The sequence below is a fragment of the Pseudooceanicola batsensis HTCC2597 genome, assembly GCF_000152725.1.
Classification (GTDB): domain Bacteria; phylum Pseudomonadota; class Alphaproteobacteria; order Rhodobacterales; family Rhodobacteraceae; genus Pseudooceanicola; species Pseudooceanicola batsensis.
In genome coordinates, this window is the sequence record NZ_AAMO01000007.1 from 242,499 (window position 1) to 268,145 (window position 25,647).

Sequence of the window (25,647 nt, forward strand, 5' to 3'; positions counted from 1 at the left end):
GATGTAAATTCGCTGTCGTTCGCGAGACGGTACATCGCGTAGAACTGGATTTCCAGATTGACCCCCGGCCTTTTCATATCCGTGGATCAGAATACCAAATCGGCCGCATAGGCTTTTATGATCCACTCCGGCAAGATCGGGTCGGCTCTCACCAGCCGCCCGTTGGCAAAGACCAGCATTTGCTTCGGCGGAGTATTGAGGCCGGAGTTGTCGAAGACCATCCCGCGATCGGCGCGGAGGACGGCCTGGCGGATAAGCGGCTGGCCTCGGTCGAAGCGGGCGCGGATTTTCTCCTCCGGGACATCATGGCCGCCTTCTTCCGTCCGTCCCTGCACGCGATGAACCGAGAGGTCAGGGCTGTCGACGCCTACATGCATGACCACGACAAGGTATCCGCGGGTCCGCGCGATCTCGATGATGTCGAGCTTGGACGGATGCGAAAACACCGTCTCCGTCGCAAAGCTCTGGCTCGCTTCCATCAAGTCAGTCCGCCGGGCCTCGGCAATTCTGGCCGCTTCGTAGGACGCCTCCATCGACGGGTCCCGGAGCTCGTCACGCTGAATGATGTCGGCGTTGATGAACGGACCTGCGAAGCTGGGGGCGACGCGGGTTTGGTAGAGGGTCGATTTGCCAGCCCCGTTCGGTCCGGCAATCAGGACGAGGCTTGGCCTCATGCGGCGGTGCCGTCCTTTGCATAGACCAGATTGCCGCCGGCATCGAGGCCGACACCGCGACCGAGTTCCTGGCGCTTCGCGAAGAACGCCTCTTCGGCTTCGGACGGATAAGACATCTTTTCCGTGAAGGCGTCGAGCCAGGCCACTTCTTCTTCAGCGCCAAGCTGGGTCGTATCCAGCCGTCCTTCGAGGGCGGCAGTGATACGCGCGTAATCGAAACTGCCGGAGTGTTCGATGGCCCGGCCGATTTTGAGCCAGTGAGTGATCTGCCCTGCAACCGACCGGCTGTGCAGGTCTGCCTCGCGACGAACCAGGGACATGATCTCGTCGGCCAGTTTTACGGATTGCGCCATGGTCGTCTCCTTCGGTGATCTATAGGTAGCAAAATGCCACCTAAAAGTCAATGTTAGGTGCCTGCTTTGAGTTCGATGTCTGGTGCAGGCATTCAACGAAGCTGCAAATCAACATAGCCGATCTTCCGCTCGAACGTCTTCGCCCCCAGCCTTGCGGCTCTCCCCCGCTCGGCTTCGCGTGTCGCAGGGGAGGATCGGCCCGGGGCCGATCGCGCATTCGGCCATGCGGCCTCACCGCGGCGTTGCACCTGGCTCCCGGTTTGCCCGGCTCGCGAGCACGGCGCTCCCCGGCCGCTCCGCCGGATTGCACTCCGGTCTGTTTTGGCGGGGCCAAAACGATCCCTCCGCTTCATCCGTCTCCCGCGTCCGGTCCCGCCGTTTGCCTGCTCACGTCGGGCTAACCTACCGTCATTCACACACACATGAGAGTGGAAGCATATCCTCCGGATGGCCCCCAAATCAGCCCGCCTCAAGGATCGCAAAACTTTTCGGAGAGGGCAGGGGGCGTGGTGGCGGTGGTTGCGTGTTCGGCGTTGGTCACATGGATGCGACCCGCCCGGAAAACTTTTGCGCCCGGCAAGCCGGCGGCTGCGCCGTCCCTGACCCGGACAGATTCGGTGAACCAGACATTCGGCCATGCCCCCACACTCACGTGGTGGCTCCCCAACCATCTGGAGATACCGACATGGCTTACGACCAAGTGACCGCCTATGAGACCATCGAACTGTTCGGGCTGACGGAGAAGGGCGCCGTCCTGCCGATCCCGGAAGACGACATCCTGAAGGATGCCATCACGCGCGAGACCTTCGAGGCGCTGCTCGGGCAGCTGCGCGGCACCGGCCTCGAGGGCGAGATCGAACCGCTGGCGCACGGGCTCGCCACGATCCTGCAGCGCCGGAAGGTGGCGCTGACGAAGGAGCTGGACCGGACCGCCGACAAGATCGGGGCCCTGGCGAAGTCGCACGACGGATCGGAGATCGCGGAGACCTCCCTCGAGGAGGCGCAGGTTCGCTTCCTGCAACTGAGGGAGATCGTCGGTGCGGTCGAGACGATGGCCGAGGCGGCGGCGGAATGCTACGAGGTCGAGACCGGACATGCCTTCATCCCGGCCTCGGGATCGCGGGCGAGCGTCCGGGCGAAGGAGACCGGGGCGGTCTTCGAAGCCCGGCAGCTCCTGGAACAGCATGACCGCGAGACCGCTGCAAAGTCGAAGGTCGAGGGGGTCCCGCTGATCGTCTCCGGCGCCACCGACTGGACCGATATCGACGTCATCTTCAACACCCTCGACAAGGTCCGGGACCGGATCCGGCAGAACCGCAATCAGGACATCTTCATCTGCCACAAGGGAGGCAAGCACGGCGCCGAGATGATCGCCGCCAGATGGGCCCGAGCCCGGGGTGTCGCGCAGGCGCGGTTTGATCCCCGCTGGTCCGCGCATGGTCGTGCGGCGCCGTTCAAGTGCAATGACGAGATGCTGGACGACAAGTTCGCCGCGACGGGGGTCGTTCTCTTCGGAGGCAACGGGGTTGCGCTGAACCTCGGGCAGAAGGCCGAAGCGAAGGGCCTGACGGTGATGCGGGTCGCCGATCCGGCGCAGAAGCAGACCGACAAGTGAGAGAGGAGGCCGCCTTCGGGCGGCCTTTTCTGCTGTCTCACGATGCGCGGGGTTTGAGTGTTTCGGATGCTCGAGTGACATCGGGCGGGCTCTCAACCCGCACAAAAGCCGCTTCGCCGAAACTATAGGGTCGGAGTGCTTGACGTTTGGGTCTCGGTCGCCGGCCGACGCACAGATGGTCCACGACAAGGACTGCCTTCCGGGACCCGGCTGATGGCAAAGCCGTGCCCGGCGACGAGCGTCCAGAGACCCCCAGACACCAGCCCGGCCATCGGACGCACGAGCTTGAGGCCGACCCCGATCTCGTCGCGATCCCGGGGACTGACACGTCATCCCTTCGCCGCCGCGAAGGGTGTCGATCCGGACCTCGCACCACCCCCTCGACCTTGACATGGGCGGTGGCATGTTCGGTGCGGGCGAGACATCCGGCTCACTCCTCTTTGCACATCATTTCGGATCGCACGGGGGCGGGTCGACCGGTCCCTCCGCTGAAGCGTCGGCAAGCCCAAATACGGCTTCCACTCCCGGGGTCGCGGACCCTCCGCATTTGCGCTTGCGGCCGACCCTCGGTCCCCCGTGCCAGGTGATCCTCATCGCAAAAAGGAGAGACCCAGATGACTACCCACTACGTTGCCACCGTACCCGTCAAGTTCACCGATGCCGAGGGCGAGGTCCGTACCCGCTTCCAGCGCGTCGGCGCGATGTTCCGCAATACCCGGACCGGGGACGGCTCGGAGTTCTTCAGCCTCAAGCTCGACTTCCCGGTCGCCGTCCAGGAGCTGGTGATGTTTCCTCCCAGCTCGAAAGAACCGCAGGACTGATCGCACCCCTGATGGGCCGCCGAAAGGCGGCCCTTCTGTCTGTCGACCTGCGCGTCGAGCCCTCCCGTCAGGACCGTTCCGGGTCCTGACGGGAGGGGTAGGGAGAGAGCCGCGAACAGGTCTGCCAGCCAGCCTCAAGGGGGCCATCCCCAAAAACAGTCAGGCGGGGCCTGCCGGTTTTTGCGGCAGAGATTTGGGCCGAGCCAAATCTGGCCTCCCTTGACCCTGTCTGTCAGCCCCGTCGGAGGGAAGGTGCGCCGCCCCTCGTGTCCGTCCAAACACGGGGTGCCCCGTGTCCGGACAGACCCTCGGGCGCGGGCGCAATCATGGGCGGGCGGGGCGCTGTCGGAGAGGGAGGCTGGCGACCCTTCGGGCCGCGGCCTCGCGCCCCCGGTTGCACCGGGGCCGCTCGGCGGAAAACGGAATACGAGGCCGCCAGTGCGTTGTGCATACGATCATATAGTATTGACACGTTGATATAGTTTCGTATGGTGGAGGCGGCCTCGTATGAAGATGGCAGGAAATAGGGGGGCTTTCTTCGCATGACCCGGACCAAACGGCTGACAGAGACGGAGCGGATGGAGATCGTCCGGGAGGCAGCCGAAGGCATGTCGACTTCAGAGCTGGCCACGCGCTTCGGGGTCACGTCGCGGGCTATCCAGTACACACTCAAAAGTGACGCGGAACGGCAGCGCGACACGGCTGTTCCGGTGGTCGCCGTCAGTGTGAAATTGACGTCGGAGGAGATGGCGGCCTTTGACGCGGCGCTGTCTGCGGCGGGGATCGAAACGCGGGCTGACGGGCTGCGTCGGTTGATGCAGGGTGCAGGCGGTGTCTTCGTTCCGGACGCCCGCGTGGCGGCCGAGATGGGGCGGCTCCGGACCTCTCTGAACGAGGTCGGAAACGGGGTCGCGCAGATCGCCAAACGGATGGCCGAGGCCAACCGGACGGGGGATGGCGCAGGGATGGAATTCTCGGACCTGCGGCTGGCGCAGATGCGGGCGCTGGCGCGGTTCGTCCTGGATGCGGCGGACGAGATCGACCTGCTGGTGCGCCGCCGCCGGGACGCGATGCAGCTGGAGGCTGCGGCCGTTCTGAGGGAGTTTGCTCATGCGGCTGAATGATGCGGTTCATGATGTCACCGGCGAGATCTTCCGGGATGGCTGGAGCCGGATCCGGGGCTCCATGCAGGGTCTCCATGTCTCAAAACAGAAGCAGCTTGTCCGGGCCGCCGCCGGTCATCGGGCTGCGGTCTTCAAGGCGATCCGGAGCGGCGGCACCCACACGAAATCGCAACTGACGAACCAGCTAGACTACCTCACCACGAAGTCGAGTTTCATCGTCGACAGCAGCGGGTTTCTGGACGGCAAGGAGAAGCTTGAGGCGGGCGAGATCAAGGACCTCATCGAGCGCTTCGCGAAGAGGTGGGACGGCGGATTCAAACCCAAGCTCGGGCAGACCACGCATCTCTTGATGTCCTTCCCGATCGGCACCCGCGGCGAGGATGTGCGCGACATCGCTTCGGATGTCGCGGAGCGGTTCCTCCAGACCGATGAGGGGCACTTCGACTACATCATCGCGGTGCACGAGGACCGGGATCATCCGCATGCCCATCTTGTGCTGAACCGGCGGTCGCAGGAGGGCGAGTTCTTCTATCTCGGCCGGAACCACCGGTTCAACTACGACGACTTCCGTCTCGCCATGGTGGAGGAGGCGGAGAAGTACGGGGTCCAGCTGGAGGCCACGCGGCGGATCGACCGGGGCGAGGTGCACTACCCACCCCGGACCCGCGAGGTCTACGCGGCGAAGGCGGAGGGTCGCGTGGCCGCGCCCCGGGCCCGCGTCGGGGCCGATCTGGATCGCGCCCTACAAGAGATCGCCAACACCCGAACCGTCTACCGCTCGCTTGCCGCTGAGGCGTCAAAGGAGGCCCGCGAGGATATTGCCGATGCGCTCTTCCGGGCCGGGGAGCTTCTGGCGAAGGGCGGCAAACTCACATCGGAAGGAGGCGTCTACATGGCCGAGGATCAAACGTTCGACGACCTGCGCACACGCTATGCCGAGCAGGTCGAGCGCATCCAGGGGATGATCGCGGAGAAACCTGAGGCCGAGCGGCCGCGGCTCGAGAAAAGTCTCAACGAGATCCAGTCGCGGCTCGCGCATATGCAGCCGCTCGGCCTTCGGTCGGGGACGCTGACCGAACGACCCTCTGAGGGCGGGGTCTATTCAGAGCAGAACATCGACGCGGCCCAGCTCGATCGGCTGCGCGATCCGGAGATCCGCGCGCAGGTCGACACCGCGCTAAGGGGGACCGGCATCAGCAGTTCAGTGGTGGTGGCCCGGATGGAGACGGGCGCACAGAACGCCGCGCTCGAGCGGCAATGGATCGCGGATGATCTGAGCCGGGTGGCAGAGCGGGACGGTTTGAACCTCGAACGGCGGGACGATCTGGAGACGGCGCGGGAGACGCTCAACCGGGCGCATGTGAAGCTCGGGACCGCACTGGAGCGGGCGGGCGTACTGCGCCGGGATGGGGTGACCGAGGTCGAGACCGTGGCGGAGCGCGTCCACTACGATCCGGAGTCTGTCCGGGTAATGGAAGGAACCATCCGTCGCGAGATGCGGGCCGAGGGTCTGACGGATCGTCAGATCGACAACCGGGGCCGGGAGGCATTGGCCCGCGCGGAACGGCGGATCGAGATCGAGCAGCGCGACTGGCTGGCCGGGCATCCGGAGATCCTGGCGCGACCGGGCGACGTGATCGACCGGTCCGAGCCCTACCGTGAACATATCACCGATGACGCCCGGGCCAGTGACATTGCTCTTGAGGTTGACCGGATCATGGACGGGCGCGATGTCCGGACGCCGATGGCGGAGGCGGTCTCGGAGAGTTTCCGGGACCGGTACCCGGACATGCCCGCGCATCTCACCCGCGGGCTTGGCGCGACCTATGCCGCAGTTGTCGAGACGCGGGACACAGAAGCGATCAACGAGGTGCGGCGCGCGGCGGAACGGGACAGTCGCTCCACCGTCACCGAGATCAGGAGTGGCGTGACGGATCAGTTCGACCGGGCGCCGAACGAGTTCACGCGGTTCGAACGCGTCGTCGTCGAGCGTGATCTTCTGGAGAACGACCGATCGACGGACGGGAATGGCGTTGACCTGAGTTCGGCGGTTCAGGACCTGAATGACGATCTCAAGGCGGGTCGGCTGGATCCGGTCGCCGCGCAACGGGCAGAGGTTCTGATCCGGGAGACGATCGAGCAGCACGGCGATCGCATGTCCCGTGATGTTGAGCGGGACTATCTGGAGAGGATGTCCGCGCGAGAGGCCGCACTTCTGTCGGGGAGCGACGGCGACAAGACCGTCACCGAGATGGACTATGAACGGATCCGGTCTGAGCGGGAAGGCCTGGACACCCTCCTGCGGGAGTATGCCCCAGCCGCAACCCGCGAGCGCGTCGAGTCTGATGAGGTCCGCCGCGTCATCGATCATGAACGCGCGGCGGATTGGTCGTCGCCCTTCGAGACAGCAGAGCAGCGGGCGACGTACCGCGACGCCATTGAGCGGGACCTGAACGAGGCCCAGATCGACCGGTTGCGCGACGGCGATGTCGACGTCCTGAAAGACCAGATCGAAGACCGCCTCGATCGGCTCTATGCCGCCAAGCACTACCTGCAATCCGACGCCGCGACCGCCAACAGCGCGGCGACGCGCGCCGTGGTCGAGGAGATCGCCGATCGGGAATACGAGCGGGACCGGGCCGATCTCACCGATGGCGAGACCGAACGTGGGGAGACCCACTGATGGGACCGCTCGAACCCGCCAAGCTCGCCTTAGGGGTCCTGTCGGTCACGCTCGTGGCGGTGGCCATGGGCTACGTGATCGCCTCGGCCGTACTGACGTTCCGCGATGTCGGCTTCCAGGCCGAGATCGATTTTTTCTACATCGCGCGCAACTACCTCTCGATCCGGGTGTACCGGCCCGAGGACTTCCGCCTGATCAACCTCATCATGGGCGGGGCAGGGGTGGCGGGTCTCCTGATGAGCCTGGCGATGTCCGGATCGGGGCTCACCCGGTTCGGCATGACCCACTGGCAGACCGGCCGCGAGATGAAGCGCAACGGGTTCTTCGGCACCCCGGGCACGGGCTTCATCATCGGCAAGCTGGGCAAGCCCGGATCGCGGGCTCCGTTTCTCTCCTCGACGGTGTTCCCCCATGCGCTGATCGTCGCCCCGACCGGGCGCGGCAAGACCACGGGGTTCGTGATCCCGAACCTCCTGACCTGGCAGGGCTCGGCCGTGGTGCTCGACGTGAAGGGCGAGTGCTACGAGGCGACCTCCCGGCATCGTGCGGGGCAGGGCGACCGTGTATACCGCTTCGCGCCGACCGACTGGGAGGGCCAGCGGACACATCGCTACAATCCACTCCTGCGCATCTATGGCCTGAGAAACCCCGCACGCCAGCAGATGGAGCTGCAGCTCCTGGCGACGCTTTTCCTGCAGAACGACAACGACCGGGTCCAAGGTCTTCTAAAGGGCGGCATCGATCTCTTCGTCGCGGCGGGGCTGCTGGCCTTCCAGCGCCGCCGTCCCACCCTTGGCGAGATCTATAGGATCTCAGCGTCAGGCGGGAACAAGCAAAAAGAATATCTTGCCCGCGCCCACGAGGTCGACAACCGGGCGGCCAAGCTGATCTTCATCCGGCTCGCCTCGACCAACAACGACACGCTGACCTCCTATGTCTCGCTCCTGATGACTTCTGGCCTCGATCAGTGGCAGAATCCGGCGATCGACGAGGCCACCTCGGTCTCCGATTTTGATTTTCGGACCATCCGGCAGACCCCGTTCAGCGTCTACCTTGTCGTCCAGCCCCTCATGGTCAAACCGCTCGCGCCGCTGATCCGGCTGTTTTTCTCCGACCTGCTCTCCGCATTGCAGGACAAGGAGCCGGGGCCGGAAGAGCCTTGGCCGGTGATGATCATGCTCGACGAGTTCAACCGACTCGGAAAGATGCCGATTGTGGCGGAAAGCATCGAAGTGCTTCGGCACTACCGCGGCCATCTGGCCGTGGTCACGCAGACCATTCCGGCGATCGACGAGATCTACGGTGAAAACACCCGTCGCGCGCTCCAAGGCAACGCCGGCGTCAAACTCTACCTTACACCCTCGGACGAGAAGACCATAGAAGAGCTGAGCAAGGCCGTCGGCAAGACCACGAAGACGGTGGTGACCCGCTCCCGCTCCATCGGAAAGAACCCGTTCGAGGGTCGTAGCCAGTCGACGCGGACAGAAGAGACCTCGCTTCTTCCCGAGGACGAGGCGCGGCGGTTGCCGCTCGATGAGATCGTCGTCGTGGTCGATGCGCAGATGCCGATCCGGGCGAAGCGGGTCGTCTACTATGAGGACCCCTTCTTCAAGGAAATTCACGCGGCGCAGGATGGCGAGATGCCGTTTCCGAAGGGTCCGTCTCCGCAGCGACCGGCGAAGGTGCCGTTGAGCGTGCAGGCGATGCCCTTGGCACCACCGACACGGGGTATGGTGGATGGTGAAGCCGTCGCGACTGCCCGGCAGGGCGAATTGAAACTAGAGACCGGCAATATGCTATCGGCGCCGGAGACCAAGAAGCGGGCCGAAATCCTGGCGGCGGACGGGCGGCAGCTGGAGATGGACCTGACGGGGAGCGCGGAGTTGATGGTCGAAAATCCGACTGATCGGGATGTTGCTGAGGTCGAAGGGGCCTTGGATGATCTCGACAAGTTGGAAGGGGAGATCGCTGCGGGGATGGAGGAGTTGGATCGGCGGACGGGTGTGAGGATTGGGGTTAGGTAGGGATTGTGAATTGGTAACCACGGTCGAAAGCTTCTGCTCGGGGGGCCTGCAGGCTGAAGTTCCGAACACTCCGCTTTGTCGCCATTCGTGTATTCGATTTTTTGATACTTAAAGCGGACGTACTGGTCCAAACGGACAAGGGCGAGCTGCACGATTTCACGTACCTTCTGGCCCGGAATGCATTTACCGCCAAGAACGGGTATGATACCCGTTTTCCTGACAAGGTCGGGTGCGGTACCCGATCTCGGGAGAGTTTCCATTGCGCCTTGTACCCACGCCGGTCGCCTGCGAATTGACGGGCCTCTCAACGGAAAAGCTCCGAGAGTGGACTAGTCGGCGCGCCCTTGTTTCAGTCGACGTGCGGCCTAGATGCAAAGGTGCACCGGCAAAGTTCGGCTGGCAAACCATCCTCGTGCTTCGCATTGCAGTCCTCTTGCGCGAACAGTTCAGCATGGAGTTGCAAACGCATAAAGCGTCTTTCGCCCTCTTGCGCGAGGAGCTGCGGAATCGATCCTTCATCAGTCTGTGGGGTCAGAGGCTGGGATTGGCTTCTGACGGCAATTGGACATTTCTTGAATCCAACGAAACTGTCTGCGGAGCCGACGTCCTCTTGATGGAACTCGATCGTCATCTGGCCATACTGCGCGACGGTTTCGCTTTGCCAGACGCAAATCACGCTCAGATGGATCTCTTCAGCCTTCCGGCAACTCGCGGGGTTCATGAGGACCGCGCCAGCTTCGTGCCTTCGACAAGTTATCAACGGCGATCGGCATGAGATACCTCCGCATTTCACGGAACAACACCACTTCGCCTCGCTTGCGAAGTGTTTTTGTTCCCATTATGTTCCGGTCCTGGATTTGTGCGAGAGGTACGCGATGAGTCCGGATGCTTTCGAAAAATGGCTCGACAGACTCGGCTATTCTGCCGAGCCAGCGGTGCTGCACCGGCGCGGCGAGGATATCCCCGATGCGCATCCCTATGCGCTCGAGATCAAGACATTGCTCAAGCCCGAGGGGGCGATTCGCGCTCGGGCGGTGTTCGAAGTGGAAGGCGTGCCGACCGTCGTCTTCGTCAGCGAGGACGGCGCACGGTTGTCGAGCGCAGCGCTCGACGAAGCACGCAAGAAGATCTGGAACCAGAATCTAGCCACGGTCGTGATCGAAGTCGTGGGCGACAAAGCACTCGCACTGCCCGCACGCAAGCTCAAGAAAGCGGGTGAACGCCTCCACCTTGCCGACGCCCGGCCGGACGGCCCTTTTTCCGCGCTCGACGTCGCGACGGCCAATCTGTCGCGGCGCGTTCCGAAATGGTTCGACGTGAAAGCACGTGTCGACCGTAAGCTGCTTCACAACCTCACGAACGCCGTGGCTAAGCTCACCGAAGATGGCTTTGATGGCATTGCGAGCGAGCGGATTCGGCGACATTTGGCCGAGCTTCTAATGGGGCAGGTGCTCTTCATCTCCTATCTCGAGCATCGCGAGATCGTCGGTGAGACCTATCGGAGCCGCCGCGGTGTCGGTCAACTGCACAACCTTGTTGCTGATGCAGATCGTCCCGGGCTGCGGTCGCTCATCGACAAGCTGCGCTCGGATTTCAACGGCGACTTCCTCGGGGATGATCGTCATGATCCGTGGCAGGCCTTGACCGCCAACGGCTTCGCGCTCCTCAATCAGTTTCTCCGCCGCACCGACATGCAAACAGGCCAGGGAGACTTCTGGAACTATGATTTCAGCTACATTCCTGTCGAACTTCTGTCTGGGCTTTACGAGAAATTTTTGACCCCGGAAGAACAGGCCAAAGAAGGCGCCTATTACACCCCACGCAATCTGGCGATGCTGGCGGTCGACCAGGCCTTTCTGGCCTCGCAAGATCCTCTCGACGAGGTCATTTTCGATGGGGCTTGCGGATCGGGAATCCTTCTTACCACCGCGTATCGCCGTTTGCTGGCGCTTCAGGAGGCGCGACTGGGCCGACAACTGGGCTTTGCCGAGCGGGGCGACCTTCTCAAACGACGTATTTTCGGTAGCGATATCAACTTTATGGCTTGCCGCGTCACCGCGTTCAGCCTGTATCTGTCGCTGCTCGAAGGGCTCGACCCGGCCGACATCCTCGAAGCCCAGGAAAGTGACGGAACCAAGTTGCCGCCGCTCAAGGGTAGCAACCTGGCGCACGGATCAGAGCAGGGCGACTTCTTCCGCGAGGCTCACGCGTTCCGCGGAAGGCGCTTTTCGCTGATCATTTCCAATCCTCCTTGGGCCGAGCCGGAGGGCGCCAGCCGAACTTCCGCCGACGACTGGGCCGAACAGGCAGGCGTTCCTTTTGTCCGTCGGCAAATTGCCGGTGCTTATGCACTAAGAGCCGCGGACTTCCTCGCCGAGAGCGGGCGCATATGTCTTATACTGCCGATTGGCCAGTTGCTCGGTGCATCCAGCGAGGATTTCGTCGAGACCTTGCTCAATACCTACCGGCCAACCCGCCTGATCAATTTCGGTGATCTGCAGGGGCTGCTGTTCCCCACGGCAGAAAACACCTGCCACGTATTTCTTGGCGAAGGCCGATCCGCCGACGCAAGAAACCTTGTGCCGTTCGACGAGACCTTCGAATACCTCGTGCCCAAGGCTGACCTCAGTCTCGCACTCGGCCGTCTCACCATGCAGTCTGCCGATCGGCACAAGCTCCAGACACGATCGGTAGCGGATGACCCGCAATTGCTAGTCACAATGATGTGGGGCGATGCGAGCGATCTGGCGATCTGGACCCGTCTCACGATGCGCGGGACTTTTGCCGAATTTTGGCGAGGGCAGAAGGCTTCACGCCGATGGGTATATCGCAAAGGAATCCATCTCAACGACAAGAGTCGCGATGCGATGAGCGCTGAACCGCTCAAGCAACGTCGGTTTGTGCCCGTCGCCGCGCTCAGCGCCGGTTCGCCCGTACTTCACAAGGCCCTGCTCTCGAGCTGGCCGGCCGACCAAACCACGGTGGTCGGTCTCAACGAGGCCATCATGGCGGTCTTCGATGGGCCACGTGTTTTGTTTCCCGACGGCTTCTCGCGAGAGGAGCATAACATTCGGGCGGTCTACTATGACCGGCCGGCATCCTTCACCCATAGTGTCGGCGTGATTTCGGGCCCTAAGGCCGATGCGCGGCTGCTCAAGTTTGCCGCAGTCTTTCTGCGGTCATCATTGGCTCGCTACTTTTTGATGATGCGAGGCTGGAAGATGCTGTGCGAGCGCAACGGTGTCCATCTCGCGGACGTCGAGACCTTCCCATTCTTCGAGCCCTCGATCGCGCCCGATCCCAAGGCGGCGGTGGGCGTGGTCGAACGGGTATCGGCCCATCTCGACGAGATTGCCCGCTTGGACGAATTCAAGCAAGCGCCACGATACACGGCTCTTTACGGCGAGTTGGACGATGCGATCTTTACTTATTTTGGGCTGAGCCAAGACGAGCGGAGGCTCGTGCGCGAAACTGTCAGCCTCCTGATGCCCTCGATCCGTCCTCGCAGCTTCAAGAGCCTCGACACTCCGGCACAGCATCTCGTGAAGGCGGAGGATCTCGGCATCTACGCAAAGGCGCTCGCCCAGTCACTGACCGACTGGCGGAAGCGCATGGGCGGACGGGGCAGTTTTCGGGTCGAAATTGCAGCCAGTGATCCCTCTCGCGCAGGGCCATCGGGAATTGTCCGGGTGCTCTTCTCTAGCGACGAAGACAGAAGCGCCGAGTTCGACACTGAAGTGAGTGACGAGCTGGTCTTGGAAACCCTAGCTCAGTTGCGCAGCTCGGGTCTCCGTGCGCTGCCATCAGGCGACTTCCTCACGCTCGTGCCCGACGCTCTGCTCTGGGTGGATGGGGCGCTTTATCTGGTTCGACCCTTGACGCGGCGCAGTTGGACGGTCCGACAGGCGATGCGAGACGCCGAGCGGATTGTACGCGACGTTCAAGCCCGTGCAGAGCAAGGTAAGCAGACGGTGATTGCGTGACTGCAACGACTGATTGGCTCACGGCATTTCCGCTTCAGCCCGCTACGGCGGCGGTCGACGCTTTGCTGCAGGGCTGGGCAGACTTGTCCGTTCGCGAACTCCCGGACTTCAATCCGAAGACCAAGGAGGACAAGCTGACCAAGAAGCTCAAGGTCTATGTCGACAACTACGTTGCGCGCGAGCGAGGCCTGCTAGGCATGTGGGCAGCCGAGAATGTTATTGGCGAGATCGACCCCGCGACTGGTGATTGGATCGAAGAGCGCCGCACCGATATTGTTTACGGCTGGAACGATGAGACCCGGGAAATCAAGTTGGTGTTCGAGTTCAAACGCCTCGGCCGTCAAAAGAAACATCGCGACCACTATCTCCAAAACAGGGGTCTCGGCCGTTTCGTCACTGGGATTTACAGTCGCGACCAGGCAGTCGCGGCGATGGTAGGGGTGCTTCTCGATCCCGAGACGGAGGTCGTACCGCCCATCCGGCAAGCGCTTGACGATGCCGCGCTAGCTGCCGAGCTGAGACTAAAGCCGACAGCGAGCGGCACGTCGATCACTCGGCCATCGCAGATTTTCGGCATGGCAGATTTCGACACAGAGCATGAGCGCGATCCCACTTTTGGGCCGAAATATGGGACTATCCGCGTTTCGCATTTCTTTCTGTCCTTTGGCTATCCCGTCAGCACATCGAAGCAGAAAAAAACCAGCTAGGTTCAAGCCAATGCCCTGGCACTCCCGATGGATTAGCATGGTTGCGATTTCGGAGGCAAAGCTGTCGTTCGGTTACCGCGCCGCTAACGACAGCTTATCGCCTGTCTTGCCGAGAGGATTAGTCTACGAGAGCAGCACGGCCGACTTGGCAAAGCTCTACCGCTTTCCCAACCTGCTCAGTCGAGCCAACTGAGCCAACATCCGCGCCCCCGTTCCGGTCGCACGACTACCCGGATGCGGTGAGGGACCCCCGGCAGAATTCGGACGGGCGGGAAGTGGTTGAACGCCGAGGAATTGCCGAGCCCGCAGCGCGGCGTACTCGGCTCCTGTCGCGCCACCAATTGCGTACCTGTTGTAGACCTGCTGACTTCCAGCCAACCCGCGGGCGAAGGAATAGCTGCCCCCAAAACCTGCGGTGAGCGCCGGCATCATGATGTTTCCCGACACCGACCTGACGATGAAGGGCGTCGCGATGATAAAGCCCTTGGCCATGAGCACCATCATGAAGAAGGGGATCAGCGCGCCGATGTTCGATGCGCCCTCCGGATCGCCTAGTTCTGCGAGCAGTGCACGCGAAACACCCGTGATGGTCGCGAATATTCCGGCGACAACGATTGGATACATCGCGAACGAGACGAGCGCGGACAGCCAGCGCGCAAAATAGTCTTTCGTGACATCGAAAAGAGTCAGGAAAATCATGATCGGAGCGATCCCGATCAACAGGGCGATCATGAGCCGGGAGGCAATGACGATGAAGGCTGCAAGGCCGCCCAGGATCGAAAGAAGCAGGACGCCCAAGGTGTCCAGCAACGCGCCCGCCATCCAGTTGAGTTCAGAGCCCGCTGCGTTGAGGTAATCCCCGAGAGCGGCGATGAGTTCGTCGAATTCTTCCGCGAACGTCCCGGAAGGACCAGGCGATCCTCCTCCAACCGAGGCCACCAAGGATCCTGCGATACTGTCGATGCCGCTCAATATGGCGGTGGCGAATGCGTTAAACTCGACCCAGTTTGTCGCAAAGACACCGATGAGCCCGATCTTGATTGCCAACCAGAATGCCGTGCGGCCGTCCATGGCGCGGTACTGGTAGATCATGTTCAGACAGACCAGGACCACGACAAGCGTCGCTCCGAGCACAAGCAGCGTCCCGACCGTCGAAGCCACGGCCCCGAACTGGGTTTCTGCTACGGTATCCAGGTAACCTTGGGCGGTTTCGACGAAGTACGCGACAACGCTCATGGTCAGGCCTCCAACTACCAGTTCCCGGCCGCTTCACAAATCGGCTTGGCAATTTTCCGGAGCTCGTTCGCCAACCGCCGACTTTCTGAAGTTGCCTCGACGATGTCCCAGTATTCCCCGGTGGCGTACCGGTCCCGGTACTCGGCCTCGGCTGCATCCCACGGAGGATATCGCGTCGCGCATTCACAGCTCTGGGCCTCCACGATACGCTGCATGCTCTCGGCTCTGTAGATCTGCTGGATGAGCAACCTCTTGTGGGCATCGCGCGGTCCCATCTCCCTCATCCATTCCGGCTCAGGAGGTTGGTCGGGGCAGACGTCCGGCGTGTTGAGACGCGCCGGGCTTTGACTGCGTTCAGCAATGCTGCTCGTGGCGGACGTGACCACCGCCATGACCAATATGTGCGCGAGCCGTATCATGGCGCTCCGGACGCTGTGTTGGGGTCAAGTTCGCGTTTCAAGAACGTGGTGTACCCATAATCGCCTGCTTCTGCGGATATGACTTCCCATCCGTCTGCCCCGTGGTCATTCAGGGTCCGGCGCATCGTCTCGAAGTCCTTTGTCTTTTTCACCTCGAAGAACAGGATCTCATACTCAAACCGTTTCATGGCGTCTGCCTTTCCTCCAACTCTGTTCCTGGCAAGTAAAACTCGGTGATGCCGCGCTGGCCCTCTTCGCGCCCGGCCTGAATGATCACGTCGATCGAGCTTTCGATGTACTGGACCATGTCCTGATAGGTCATTGGGATCTCGGTCTTGAGGGCGGCGATGGCGAGGCGCTGGACGGCGAGCTGTGGGGTTTCCGCATGAAGCGTCGTCATGGACCCGCCATGGCCGGTGTTGATTGCTTCGAGGAAGGTCATGGCTTCCTTGCCGCGAACTTCGCCGAGGATGATCCGGTCCGGGCGCATACGCAGGGTTGCGGTCAGAAGGATGTCGGCGGATTGGAATTCCGCATCGCGGTTGGCGATGAGCGTGACCGCGTTCGGCTGGGTCGGGAGCAGTTCTGCCGCTTCCTCGATGGTGACGATCCGTTCTTCGGCGCTGACGTAGGACAGGATTTTCCGGGCGGCGACGGTCTTGCCGGTGGAGGTCCCGCCGGAGACGATCATGTTGAGCTTGTTCTCGACGCAGAAGCGGATGGCGTCGGTGATGACCCCGGAGGCCACGACCTCGCGGAGGGTCCGGTTCTTCTGCTGGCGGAGCTCCTCGAGCTTGCGCTCCTTGCCGTAGAGATAGCGCAACTCGATCTCGTCGAGCGGCAGACTGGAGAAGAACCTCAGGGAAATCGACATGCCGGAGATGACGGCCGGGGGTGTGATGACCTGCGCCCGGATCGGCCGCCCGCGATAGGCGATCGAGACCGAGACGATCGGCTTGTCCTTGCTCATGGTCGTATTGGCGCTGGAGGCGATCTGGTTGCCGAGGTCGCGCAGTTCGGTGACGGTCAGGCGGTCATCGAGCGCCCGCATGAAATGATCGCCCTGGAATTCCCCCCAGCAGGAGCCGTCGGGGTTCACACAAATCTCGATGACGTCGTCGCGGGCGGCGTCCTTCAGCTTGTCGAGCGAGGCCTGGAGGTAGCTGACCGTCATCTCAGAAAATCTCCAGATCGCGGTCGACCATGACGGTGACGCGGGCGCCCCGGTCGATGTAGATGACGGGGCCGATGGAGAGGTACTCGCCGATGACGCTGTCAGTCGCGTCGGCCAGATCGTCGCCCACATCCTCGAGCACGCTTGCGGTGTTCTTGTTCTTGACCTCGCCGGCTGCGACACTTGGGGCGGCGGAGATGATCGAGATGAGGGCCGCCGAGCCGAAGCGTTGCGCGAACCGCGTATCGACAAACCCGGTGACGCCGGAGCGGCCCAGTTCGTCGCCGCCGAAGGCGCTGATCCGGATCGTTTGCTGGGTCGGCAGGATGATGCGGTCCCAGGCGATGGTGACACGGCGCTGCGCAATCTCGACGCCGGAGCGGTACCGCCCGATCAGCCGCGAGCCGCGCGGGATCAGCAGGCGAGACCCGTCGTAGCTGTAAACATCCTCGGAGATGATGGCGCGGGTCTGGCCGGGCAGGGAGCTGTCGAGCGCAGTCTCCATCACCGCCTGGATCATCGTGCCCTGGACTACGGTGTTTGACGGGTTGGCGATGACCTCGGCCTGGGTGACATCGCTCGGCAGCGCACCGTTTCGGACGAAGTCGGTAACCTCGTTCAGGGTACGCTTCGCCAGTTCGGTTGATTGGGAGCCGTCCGCGCCTGCGCCCCCGAAGGCGATGACGGGCGAGGCCACCCGTCGCTGCTGAAAGGCGCGTTCCTCTTCGGCCCGCCTGCGCAACTCTTCCATCCGCCGCGCCTCTTCCTCCTGACGCAGGCGCTCCGCTTCCCGCGCCCGCAGGTCCTCCTCGGACGGACCCGGCGGGGCAAGGACGGGCTTCTTGGCCTCGAGCTGCGCGAGTTCCAGATCCATGCGCAGTTGCTGCATCTCGCGGTCACGGGCGGCGAGTTCCTTCTGGAATTCCGCCTGGGCGTTCTCCGAGGCCTTCTGGAGGGCCGCGACCTGCGCGGTCAGCGCATCGATCGCTGCCGCGGCTGCCGGGTCTTCGCCGGTCTCGGGCGGCGGTGCGGAGCGCAATTCCTCGATCTGGGCCTGCAGCGCCGCGATCTGTTTCAGGAGCTCGGCATTGGGTTCGGCAGGTTCGGGCACGATGACGACCTCGGGCTCCGGCGGCGGCGGTGGTCGGAAGGGCTCAATCTCGCCAAACCCGTCGCCTTCCTGCTGGAACTCGTCCGGCGTCGCGGTCGGCAGAGCCACCTCCACATCCGGTCGCGAGAAGACATAGAGCACGAGACCGCCCGCAAGGATCAGGCCGGCCATCAGGAGGGCGAGGAGCGGGGATCGCCTCTTGCCCTGTGAGACCCGTCTCGCTGTCCCCTGTTCGAGCGCGGCGAGGCGCTTTTCCAGATCGGGGTTCGGATCATCGCTCATGACGTTCCCCCTTCGGGCACTATTGCGGAAACGCAGACGGTGTCGTCCCCGAGCCGCAGGACCCAATACCGGTTGACGCCGGAGACGCGGATCACGCCATCCTCGACGGCGCCGGTGTTCACCGTGCGCTCCCGTCCCCCGGAGTATCGGAAGATGGCCGGGACGGGCGCGTTCCGCCTGAAGGCGAAGTAGGTGAAGGTGCCATCGTCCCAGATCCGGGAGGGTGTGAACTCCTTGCGTGCGCTCACGGCGTAGTTGTGGTTCGGGGCCGCCTTGGCGATGGCGTTCGAGGGGCGGCGGGTGTCGCCCGGGTAGCGGAACTGGACGACGTAGAAGGTCGGGCTCGAGACCTCCTCCACGTTGAAATAATAGCTCCGCCGGTTGGTGTAGACGGTGACATTGGATTTTACGCCGCGGGCGAGGGGCTTGATGGCGAAGGCGCGACCCCCGGGGACGCCGTCGATTTCGAAGCCCACGGTGTCGCCCGCGATGATCGAGCTGATGCTTTCGCCCTCACCGAATTCCACTGTGGTGACATGGGTGAGCGACACGCTCAGCCGGAAGACCTGACCGTCCTGGTAGGTGGCGATGCGGACGCGCTTGTCGTTCGGGCCGCTCCGGGGGACTTGCTCCGCAAGGGCAGGGGCGGTCAGCAGGACCAGACTTAACAGGGTGGAGAGGCATTGGCGCATGTCAGTTCTCCAGCCTGTCCGAGCGGATGGCGTATTCGACGACGGTGAAGCCGAAGGGGTTGTTCCAGACCTCGTCGATGGTGCGGCGCGTCTCGGGGCGGAATTCGAAGAGGAGGGTGGCGGTGAAGAGACCGGCCTGCACGCCGTTGATCGACGTCAGACGCTTGCGCAGGCGCACGGTTGCGCGGTTGGCCCCGATGCGGTTGATGCTGAGGATCTCGACCTCGAGGCGGGCGTTTGGGCCGTAGATCGTGGGCGGATAGTCGGCATTGGCCGAGTTCCAGATGCGCCGGAGCGAGGCTTGCGCGGCCCCATCCGAGCGCCGGAGGACGCTGCGGATGCGGACATCGTTGTCGAGCTGGTTGTAGACCTCGCGGTCGGTCACGTAGCGAAAGACCTCGGCCTCGATGATGGCGCGGTTTTCCGTGACGGAGGTGGCGCCGACGGAGGCTTCCGGAAGCGCGAACCCGGTGGCCGGGTCGTAGGGTACGACGACGGGCGGGGGATCGACATCGAGGATGGCGACGGCGGCCGCGCTCAGGCAGCCGAGACAGCCGAAGATCAGGCCCACGAGCCCGAGGCGCTGCCAGAGCCGTTCCCGCCGGAGCGCCCCATAGACCAGTTCCTCTTCGATGATCGCCAGCTCTTCGTCCACCGCGCCATCTCCTCACTCGGGCCGGAGCTCGGGGAGGGTGAAGTCCATGAACTTCTGCTCCTCGGCGATGGTGGCGGCATCGATGACGCCGCCGGTTCCGTCGCCCACGGTCTGGACCGCCTCGAGCTGCCACATGGCGACAAGGGCGATTGCAAGTTCAGCGGTCACGCGGGTGTTGAGATCGACGCTCTCCTTCAGCTCGTCCATGTCGTCGATGAGGCTGACGAGCCGCTCGACACGTTGCAGCGACTGGCCCGCGTCATCGTAGCTGTTCTGCGCGGCAGCGGAGACGAGGGCCCCGGTGGTGGCCTGGGTCGCCACGCGTTCGGCGCCGGGATTGCCGCTGCGCGCCATCTCCGCGAGTGTGTCCTCGTCGAAGCCCAGATCGGCCAGCACCCGGTCCATCTGGGTTTCGATCTGGCTGGCACCAGACCCGGTCAGTCGGGAAAAATCCCCGGTCTTGATCGCCTCAATCGTGGCGATGATGTCGCCGAACTCCTGGTCCAGAAGGCCGTTCAGCTCATCCTCCATCTGGGTACGGATGATCTCGGGCAGTTCTGCGAGACGGGTGAGGGCCTGATAGGTGCGCTGGAGTTCCGCGAGATGTTCCTTGAGGGTGGTCAGTTGTTCGCGCAGCTGCGTCAGCTGTTCGTTCTGAAGCAGTTCGTCCTCGATCATCTGCCGCAGCTGCTGGATGTTCTGGGCGATGTTCTGCGTGTCGACGACGGGCACGCCCTGGGCCTGCGCGACGCCGCTGATTAGGTACGGAGGACTCGACAGGACCAGCACGCCAACGACGGCGGCGTGACGGAGCCAACTGGACGGGGGGCAGGTTACCGGCATCAACGTACCTCCTTGATCGTGAAGTCCATGAACTCGGCCTCGGCCATCCGGGCGGAGGCCTGGGCAAGCTGGGCGGCGGTCAATGGCTTGGTGCGCACGGCCTTGAGGCGGACGCGGGCAGCGACCAAGCGGACCAGTTCGGCGCGGGCATAGGTGTTGAGCGCCATGCTGTCCTGAACGTCGGTGGTTCCCCGGATCCGCAGAACGATGTCCTGAATGCGCAGGGCGGCCTGGCGGATCGCGACCGGAGAGGCGTTGCCGTACCGGGCCGCACCAAAGCCCGCGAAGGAGAGATTGGAGTTCGCGAGAAGCGCCGGGTCGATGGTGCCGAGCGCCTCGATCCCGCCGATGCGGGAGAGGTAGAGGTTGTAGCGCTCGGGAATGACCCGGACGTAGTGCTGGGTCTCCTTGAACGGCGGCACGCCACCATACTCGAACACGCGACCGGGACCGGCGTTGTAGGCGGCCAGCGCGTTGATGACATTGCCGTCGAAGGTGTTGAGCTGCCTTGCGAGGTACCGCGCCCCGCCTTCGACCTGCAGATAGGGGCTGTCGTAATAGGCGGGGTTGATGCCAAGATCGCTGGCGGTGCCCGGCATGATCTGGGTGAGACCGAAAGCTCCGACCGGGGAGCGCGCCCCGATGGAAAACCGGCTCTCCTGCCATATCAGGGCTTGCAGAAGCGCCCGCCACTGCACGACCGAGAGGCCTGCGCGGCCGACACCGGGCTGGCCATGGGTGTCGCGGGCAACGCGGATGATCAGTTGTTCAATGGTCTCGGCCGCATCGCCAAACATCGCCGCGCCGCCGGGATTGGGATCGACATCGGCGTTTCCGTAGACAGCTTCGACCGACCGCTCGGCATCCCGATTCCCGGTCTCTAGGTCCGAAACCATGTCGGATACGCCCAGACCGCCAAAGCTGGTCTGCGCCTCGAGGATGTTGCGCAGGACGGCGAGCTGTTCCTCTTCGATCTCGGAGATTAATTCCTTGACGGCCAGCTTGTCGCGCTGGAGGGCGAGATCGGTCTCCCGGTCGGCGGTCTCCACGATGTCCCGCGCGGTCAGGGCGTTGTCATTGGTCGGGACGCCTTGCGCGGCGACCGGCCCGGCCAGGACCGCGAGGGCGAAGATCAGCGCGGGGCTATTCACGGCGCAGGTCCGCAAAGGTCGCGCCGGCCAAGGGTGTGAAGGAGCAATCATCGGCGCCTGGGTCGCTCGCGGCGAAGCTGAAGCAGTTGGCGCGGGGTTCCTGGTATGGCTCGCAGGCCGCGAGGGTGCCGAGACCGATGAGCACCAAAAGAAAACGGATCATAGGCGCCTCCAGAAATCCGGGCGATCCCGGTAGTCGGCGCCCACGAGGGCCTCGCCCTTTTCCATGCCGCCGAGGATGGTCAGGTAGGGCCCAAGGGCCGACAGATCGGCGTCGACCACAACCGAGCCGGTGTCATCGCGAATGAGTGCCAGGCGGCTGTCGCTGCCGGTGTTCAGCAGCACGTCGAGCTCCTTCTCGAAGAGGTTCAGCATGGCGTAGTCCGCGGCATGGGCCCGGATGTTCGGCAGCAGGATATGGGTCGGAACGGCCTCGACGATGGTCTTGCCGGTGCGGGTCCGCTCCAATTGGCTTGCGTATTGCGTCATCATGACGGCGACCGTGTTCTGCTTGCGGGCGGTCACCAGCCAATTGGAGAGCCGTTCGGCAAAATACGCGTTGTCGAGGGCCTTCCAGGCCTCGTCGATGATGATGATCGTCGGGCGACGGTCTTCGATTTCGCGCTCGATCCGGCGGAAGAGATAGCTGAGGACCGCCATCCGTTCCTTCTCGCTCTCGCTGTCGAGAATGCCGGTCAGGTCGAAGCCGACAACGTCCCCTTCCAGCGAGAACGTGTCCTTCAGGCTTTGGCCAAATATCCAGCCGTAGCGTCCCTCTTCGGTCCATTCGAGGAGCCGCTCATGCAGATCGCCGCTGTCGTCGGTCGAGACGAAGAGCGACGCAAAGTCCTTCCAGTTGCGCAGCTCCGGGCTGGCGGCGGTCGCATTCTGTCGGACCACCTCCTGGATGCGGTTGGTCTGGGCGGGCGTGAGCGGCTTGTCCGCGCGATGCAGGAGTGAGCCCAGCCAGTCCGAGAGCCAGGCCGTGCCGCGCGGGTCCACCTCTGTCCAGAGCGGGTTCAGGCCCGTGGCCTGACCGGCTTTCACCGAGGCGTATCGCCCGCCATTGGCCCGCACCGCCATCTCCATCCCGAGCCGGTAGTCGAAGACAAAGATCCGTGCTCCGACGCGGCGGGCCTGCGTCATGAGGAACGCCGAGAGGACGGATTTGCCGGAGCCCGGGCGTCCGAGGATCAGGGTGTGGCCGCCGGTCGGTTCTTTGTCGGGCGATCCCTGCTCGTGATAGGAGAAGCGGTAGGCGCTCTGCTCGGGCGTCGGAAAGACCGTGATCTCCTGGCCCCAGGGGAGCTGATGCTTGTCCTTACCGAGTTGGGTGCGATGCAGCGCAGCAAAGTCCGCAAAGTTGCGGTTGGTCACAGCGCTGGCGCGGACCCGTTTCGGCTGGTTGCCCGGATGCTGGCTCAGATAGTGGGTCTTGGCCGCGACCCGCTCGCCAATCATTTTCACGCCCTCGGCGGCGGCCGCGTTGACGATCTCGGCGCCAAGCGTTTCCAACTCGTCGAGTGTTTCGCAGAAGACGGTGACGACCATGTGATGCTCGCCAAAGCTCTGGCGCTTGGCCTCGAGATCGTCATGGGCGATGTCGAGCGCCTCGAGGAGCGACAGGGCGGCATCGCGCGAGGCCTGCATCTGCCGTTTCTGCCGTTTGATCCGTCCGGCCATCAGGTTCGAATTGATGGGCGTGAAGGAGTGCGTGACGATCATGTCGACTGGCAGGTTCAACATGTCGAACATGGTGCAGGTTGTTGCCTCAGAATACTCCCCGATGGTGAAACACTTGCCGAAGCGCCTGCCGACGACGCCCTCGGAGAGCTCGAAATGATCTTCCAGGAAGGTCACGCGGGTATTGGCGACATTGGTGGCGAGGAAGCCGAAGCGGTTCGCCGGGTAGAGCGGCAGCTCGCGGCCCGTGTTCAGCGCGCCCAGAAACCCGACCAGTTCACCAGAGGCGGCCGAGAGGAGGCGCGGTTTTAGATTGCTGAGCCCCGAGAGAAACACCCCGACCGCGTCCTTCAGACGCCGCAGGCGTTTTCGGGTCTGTTCCTTCAGCCGCTCCGGATCGCTGCCGTTCAGGAACTCGGTAAAGCTTCTGGGTGGTGGGCGATGGATGACGGTCAGGGTCAATGTCTTGTCGCGAAGCCCGCTGGTCGCGAGCCTCTGGCGCCAGGTCGCATCGACGGCGGCCGCAAAGGTATCGCCCCGGACCGGCAGCAGGTCGGGCGTGATCGCCTTGGAGACCTTGTGGACGTAGTAGCTGAACTCCGGGCCGAGCTGCGCGATGATGCGGGCGAAGAGCGCCGTGACCTTGTCGAGATAGGCGTCGTCGGTCGTGTAGCTGTTGACCCCGCTGATCCGGACGCACTGGAAAATCTCGTTGGCCCGTGTGCGGACCGTCAGGTCATCGACGAGACTGACATAGGGCAGCATATGGGCGAGACGCTTTTCTCGCGCGTACCAGTCCGGCATCAGGGTGCGCTCGTCGAGCGCGGCATCACGGGGCATAGCTGTCGCCTCCGTGCACGCCTCGGTTCCGCGTTGGTGGCGTTTCCTGGAGCGCCGTGACCATCACATCGAGGAACCGGGGGTCCCAGTCGGCCGCCTTCCAGAGGACGGGGTAGAGCACTGCGGCCAGGCCCAGCACCGCGAGGTGCTGGATCCAGACGAAGAGCAGCACCGATCCGAAGAGCCAGACCATGGCGTACATGATCGGCAGGCCGAGGAGCTTCGGCGGTCGGACGAGGCCCAGGAAGAGGGGGGAACGCTCTGCCACGATGGCCTCCGATCAGGAGCCGAAGACGGCCGCGACGATGGTCGGCGCGGCGGCGACGCCCGCGATGCCGACGAGCACCCAGAGGGCCTGCCGCAGGTCGATGATGTTAAAAAACCAGCTGAGGAACACGCCGAGCACGGCCAGGGTGGCGATGACCACGCCAAGCGGACCGGTCAGCGCGTCCACGATACCCTGCAGGAGGCTCTGGATCGGCGAGAGGTCGATGCTCTGCGCCATTGCGGGATCGGCCAGCAGCGCGAAGAGCGCGATGAGGGCAATGTGCAGCGAATAGGATCGGGACTTCATTGAGATGCTCCTTCCAGTCGATGGACGACGGCCAGCACACGCTGGACGTGGTTCCGGGTCTCTGTGAACGGGGGAATGCCGGCGTGCTTTCGGACGGCCTCGGGCCCGGCGTTGTAGGCGGCGAGCGCCAGTCGTACGTCGCCGAACTCGGCCAACATCATCGCGAGATATTGCGCCGAGCCGGTCAGGTTCTGCTGCCAGTCCCTGGGATCGACACCTAGGACGCGAGCGGTGTCCGGCATGAGCTGTCCGAGGCCGATGGCGCCGACCCGAGAAACTGCGTGCGGATTGTAGCCGCTCTCGATCTCGATATTGGCGCGGTAGAGATTGAGCCAGTTGGTGACGGTGATGTCCGCGGCGCGGAGGCCACGATGACCGGCGTAGCGGAGAGCCGTCTCTTCAATTGCGGCGAGGATATGCGGCTTGGGAACCCGAGGGGCAGGGAGGGACGCGGAGGTGCTGACCGTCGCGGCCTTGTCGCCCAAGACCTTGAGCTCGTCGGTCGCGGAGCCCTGTCCGATGCCGTCGTTGTAATTGCGGGCGAACCTTTCCTGCCGCTGGCTCGGGCGGAGGGTGCCGTCGCTCTCCATCACTAGCACCATCTGGGCTGAGACAGGAGCGCTTAGGAGGGAGAGGAGGAGGGCGCTAAAGCCGGAGTGCCGCCATCTCTTCGCTGGAGAGCTTGTGCACGGTGCGTCGGCCTTCTTCGAGCGGCACATCCGCGTGGGAGAAACCGATGGCTTGAAGCAGGGAGATGACCCCGGTGACGGTCTTGATTTCGCGGATCTTGATGTCGTTGCGTGAGGTCCGTGTTCGCGCGGTGACGAGGAGTTTTTCGACGCCTGCGTCGCTGACGGCGCGCAGGATCCAGGACCCATGCCAGTTGGGGCCTTTTCTGAAGGCATTCGCCTTGCAGACAACTTCCACGCGATAGCCGCTGGCGACCAGATCGCGGAATCTGGGTTCGGTGACCACATTCGGGGCTTCTTTTTCTAGATCCATC

The 25,647-nt window shown here is 63.4% G+C and carries 25 protein-coding genes; 8 read left to right on the plus strand and 17 right to left on the minus strand.

The genetic code is table 11. The features are described from left to right. Positions 1–86 precede the first annotated feature (86 nt). Both OB2597_RS01190 and OB2597_RS01195 read right to left on the minus strand, forming a co-directional pair. Positions 87–674, minus strand: a complete 588-nt coding sequence (locus OB2597_RS01190; RefSeq protein ID WP_009803673.1) for a zeta toxin family protein — start codon at positions 672–674, stop codon at positions 87–89. After that, entirely contained in the window at positions 671–1,027 is a 357-nt protein-coding gene (locus tag OB2597_RS01195) for a TA system antitoxin ParD family protein (RefSeq protein ID WP_009803674.1), read from the minus strand. The genes OB2597_RS01190 and OB2597_RS01195 overlap by 4 nt, the downstream gene beginning before the upstream one ends. A gap of 685 nt (positions 1,028–1,712) precedes the next feature. On the opposite strand from OB2597_RS01195, the gene OB2597_RS01200 reads away from it, so the two are divergent. From OB2597_RS01200 to OB2597_RS01235, 8 genes are all read left to right on the plus strand, one after another. Beyond that, positions 1,713–2,642, plus strand: coding sequence for a DUF2493 domain-containing protein (locus tag OB2597_RS01200; RefSeq protein WP_009803675.1), 930 nt, complete (start codon positions 1,713–1,715; stop codon positions 2,640–2,642). A gap of 614 nt (positions 2,643–3,256) precedes the next feature. After that, complete coding sequence (locus OB2597_RS01205; protein ID WP_009803676.1) at positions 3,257–3,463, plus strand: hypothetical protein; 207 nt, start codon at positions 3,257–3,259, stop codon at positions 3,461–3,463. A gap of 542 nt (positions 3,464–4,005) precedes the next feature. After that, positions 4,006–4,587 carry a helix-turn-helix domain-containing protein gene (locus tag OB2597_RS01210; protein ID WP_009803677.1) on the plus strand — a complete coding sequence of 194 codons (582 nt, stop codon included), beginning with the start codon at positions 4,006–4,008 and terminating at the stop codon, positions 4,585–4,587. After that, the gene (locus OB2597_RS01215) at positions 4,574–7,270 is read left to right on the plus strand and encodes a relaxase/mobilization nuclease domain-containing protein (protein WP_009803678.1); all 2,697 of its coding nucleotides are present in this window, start codon (positions 4,574–4,576) and stop codon (positions 7,268–7,270) included. The genes OB2597_RS01210 and OB2597_RS01215 overlap by 14 nt, the downstream gene beginning before the upstream one ends. Beyond that, positions 7,270–9,294 carry a type IV secretory system conjugative DNA transfer family protein gene (locus OB2597_RS01220; protein WP_009803679.1) on the plus strand — a complete coding sequence of 675 codons (2,025 nt, stop codon included), beginning with the start codon at positions 7,270–7,272 and terminating at the stop codon, positions 9,292–9,294. Before OB2597_RS01215 ends, OB2597_RS01220 begins: the two co-directional genes overlap by 1 nt. A gap of 259 nt (positions 9,295–9,553) precedes the next feature. Next, complete coding sequence (locus OB2597_RS21170) at positions 9,554–10,069, plus strand: hypothetical protein (RefSeq protein ID WP_084658467.1); 516 nt, start codon at positions 9,554–9,556, stop codon at positions 10,067–10,069. A gap of 100 nt (positions 10,070–10,169) precedes the next feature. Then, positions 10,170–13,277: an N-6 DNA methylase gene (locus OB2597_RS01230; RefSeq protein WP_009803681.1), complete on the plus strand. Its 3,108-nt coding sequence runs from the start codon at positions 10,170–10,172 to the stop codon at positions 13,275–13,277. Beyond that, entirely contained in the window at positions 13,274–13,984 is a 711-nt protein-coding gene (locus OB2597_RS01235) for a hypothetical protein (RefSeq protein WP_009803682.1), read from the plus strand. The genes OB2597_RS01230 and OB2597_RS01235 overlap by 4 nt, the downstream gene beginning before the upstream one ends. A gap of 156 nt (positions 13,985–14,140) precedes the next feature. Here OB2597_RS01235 and OB2597_RS01240 read toward each other — a convergent pair whose 3' ends face one another. Genes OB2597_RS01240 through OB2597_RS01305 form a run of 15 tightly spaced genes read right to left on the minus strand, consistent with a single transcriptional unit; the run spans position 14,141 to position 25,646 of the window. Beyond that, on the minus strand, positions 14,141–15,220 hold the full coding sequence (locus OB2597_RS01240) for a type IV secretion system protein (RefSeq protein ID WP_009803683.1): 1,080 nt from the start codon (positions 15,218–15,220) through the stop codon (positions 14,141–14,143). Positions 15,221–15,234: 14 nt separating this feature from the next. Next, the gene (locus OB2597_RS01245) at positions 15,235–15,639 is read right to left on the minus strand and encodes a hypothetical protein (RefSeq protein WP_009803684.1); all 405 of its coding nucleotides are present in this window, start codon (positions 15,637–15,639) and stop codon (positions 15,235–15,237) included. Then, positions 15,636–15,827, minus strand: a complete 192-nt coding sequence (locus tag OB2597_RS01250) for a hypothetical protein (RefSeq protein WP_009803685.1) — start codon at positions 15,825–15,827, stop codon at positions 15,636–15,638. Before OB2597_RS01250 ends, OB2597_RS01245 begins: the two co-directional genes overlap by 4 nt. Next, positions 15,824–16,813 carry an ATPase, T2SS/T4P/T4SS family gene (locus OB2597_RS01255; protein ID WP_009803686.1) on the minus strand — a complete coding sequence of 330 codons (990 nt, stop codon included), beginning with the start codon at positions 16,811–16,813 and terminating at the stop codon, positions 15,824–15,826. The genes OB2597_RS01250 and OB2597_RS01255 overlap by 4 nt, the downstream gene beginning before the upstream one ends. A 1-nt stretch (position 16,814) precedes the next feature. Continuing rightward, positions 16,815–18,206, minus strand: a complete 1,392-nt coding sequence (locus tag OB2597_RS01260) for a TrbI/VirB10 family protein (protein WP_009803687.1) — start codon at positions 18,204–18,206, stop codon at positions 16,815–16,817. Then, on the minus strand, positions 18,203–18,898 hold the full coding sequence (locus tag OB2597_RS01265) for a TrbG/VirB9 family P-type conjugative transfer protein (protein ID WP_009803688.1): 696 nt from the start codon (positions 18,896–18,898) through the stop codon (positions 18,203–18,205). Before OB2597_RS01265 ends, OB2597_RS01260 begins: the two co-directional genes overlap by 4 nt. A 1-nt stretch (position 18,899) precedes the next feature. Beyond that, complete coding sequence (locus tag OB2597_RS01270) at positions 18,900–19,553, minus strand: virB8 family protein (RefSeq protein WP_009803689.1); 654 nt, start codon at positions 19,551–19,553, stop codon at positions 18,900–18,902. Positions 19,554–19,565: 12 nt separating this feature from the next. Further along, positions 19,566–20,396: a type IV secretion system protein gene (locus tag OB2597_RS01275; RefSeq protein ID WP_084658471.1), complete on the minus strand. Its 831-nt coding sequence runs from the start codon at positions 20,394–20,396 to the stop codon at positions 19,566–19,568. Next, a complete protein-coding gene (locus tag OB2597_RS01280; RefSeq protein ID WP_238529691.1) occupies positions 20,396–21,532 on the minus strand; it encodes a lytic transglycosylase domain-containing protein in 1,137 nt (378 codons plus the stop codon). The genes OB2597_RS01275 and OB2597_RS01280 overlap by 1 nt, the downstream gene beginning before the upstream one ends. 7 nt (positions 21,533–21,539) lie before the next feature. Continuing rightward, positions 21,540–21,710, minus strand: a complete 171-nt coding sequence (locus OB2597_RS22220; protein WP_009803692.1) for a hypothetical protein — start codon at positions 21,708–21,710, stop codon at positions 21,540–21,542. Continuing rightward, positions 21,707–24,070: a VirB4 family type IV secretion/conjugal transfer ATPase gene (locus OB2597_RS01285; protein ID WP_009803693.1), complete on the minus strand. Its 2,364-nt coding sequence runs from the start codon at positions 24,068–24,070 to the stop codon at positions 21,707–21,709. The genes OB2597_RS22220 and OB2597_RS01285 overlap by 4 nt, the downstream gene beginning before the upstream one ends. Continuing rightward, positions 24,060–24,338 (minus strand): type IV secretion system protein VirB3, encoded by a 279-nt coding sequence (locus OB2597_RS01290; protein WP_009803694.1) that lies wholly within the window; start codon positions 24,336–24,338, stop codon positions 24,060–24,062. The genes OB2597_RS01285 and OB2597_RS01290 overlap by 11 nt, the downstream gene beginning before the upstream one ends. A gap of 12 nt (positions 24,339–24,350) precedes the next feature. Next, a complete protein-coding gene (locus tag OB2597_RS01295) occupies positions 24,351–24,644 on the minus strand; it encodes a TrbC/VirB2 family protein (RefSeq protein WP_009803695.1) in 294 nt (97 codons plus the stop codon). Continuing rightward, positions 24,641–25,246, minus strand: a complete 606-nt coding sequence (locus tag OB2597_RS01300) for a lytic transglycosylase domain-containing protein (protein WP_040608792.1) — start codon at positions 25,244–25,246, stop codon at positions 24,641–24,643. The genes OB2597_RS01295 and OB2597_RS01300 overlap by 4 nt, the downstream gene beginning before the upstream one ends. 43 nt (positions 25,247–25,289) lie before the next feature. Then, positions 25,290–25,646, minus strand: coding sequence for a hypothetical protein (locus OB2597_RS01305; protein ID WP_040608793.1), 357 nt, complete (start codon positions 25,644–25,646; stop codon positions 25,290–25,292). Position 25,647 lies beyond the last annotated feature (1 nt).